The sequence below is a fragment of the Nonomuraea recticatena genome, from assembly GCF_039533245.1.
In the GTDB taxonomy this organism is placed as follows: Bacteria; Actinomycetota; Actinomycetes; order Streptosporangiales; family Streptosporangiaceae; genus Nonomuraea; species Nonomuraea roseola.
This window is the reverse complement of the sequence record NZ_BAAATE010000136.1, coordinates 1-860: the sequence shown is the minus strand read 5'-3', so window position 1 is coordinate 860 and position 860 is coordinate 1. Positions and strand designations below refer to the sequence as shown.

Here is an 860-nt window from a genome sequence, read left to right as displayed (position 1 = left end):
GGGATCGCCCGCTCCAGCTTCTACCACTGGCTGTCGGCGGCGCCGGCGCGGGCCGAGCGGCAGCGCCGGGACCAGGCGCTCGCTGAACAGATCCGGGCCATCCATGCCGAGCATGACGGCACCTACGGAGCGCCGCGCATCACCGCGGAGCTGCGTGAGCGGGGCCGCCTGGTGAACCGCAAGCGGGTCGAGCGCATCATGCGCGCCTTCGCCATCGTGGGCGTGCACCTGCGCAGGAAGGTCCGCACCACGGTGCCCGAGGCCTCCGGCCGCAAGGTTGCCGACCTGCTCCAGCGCGACTTCACCGCGGACGCGCCGAACCGGCGATACGTGGGCGACATCACCTATCTGCCCATCGCCGACGGCACGCACCTGTATCTGGCGACGGTGATCGATCTGTGCTCGCGCAAGCTGGCGGGCTGGTCGATCGCCGACCACATGCGCACCGAGCTGGTGGCCGATGCGCTGCGGGCCGCCGCCCACGATCGCGGCGGACTGGACGGGGTGATCTTCCATTCGGATCACGGGGCGCAATACAGCAGCAAGCAGTTCGCGGACCTGTGCGCCGAACTGGGCGTCGTCCAGTCGATGGGAGCGGTCGGATCCAGCGCCGACAACGCGGCGGCCGAGAGCTTCAACGCCACGCTGAAACGCGAGACGCTTCAAGGCCGCACCAGCTGGTCAACCGCCCGCGGCGCCCGTCTCGAGGTGTTCCGGTGGGCCAGCCGCTACAACACCCGACGCCGCCACTCCAGGCTCGGCCAACGAGCTCCCCAGACCTACGAGACAGCCTTCCACTCAACATCATCTACGCTGGCATCAGCTGCATAAGCCGTGTCCAGTCTTCGGGTGGAAGCCCC

Annotated in this window: 1 protein-coding gene; it reads left to right on the top strand. The window is 69.2% G+C overall.

The window, feature by feature from the left end:
• On the top strand, positions 1-831 hold an 831-nt coding region (locus ABFX50_RS50760), incomplete at its 5' end, for an IS3 family transposase (protein WP_346158513.1).
• Between the last annotated feature and the right edge of the window lie 29 nt (positions 832-860).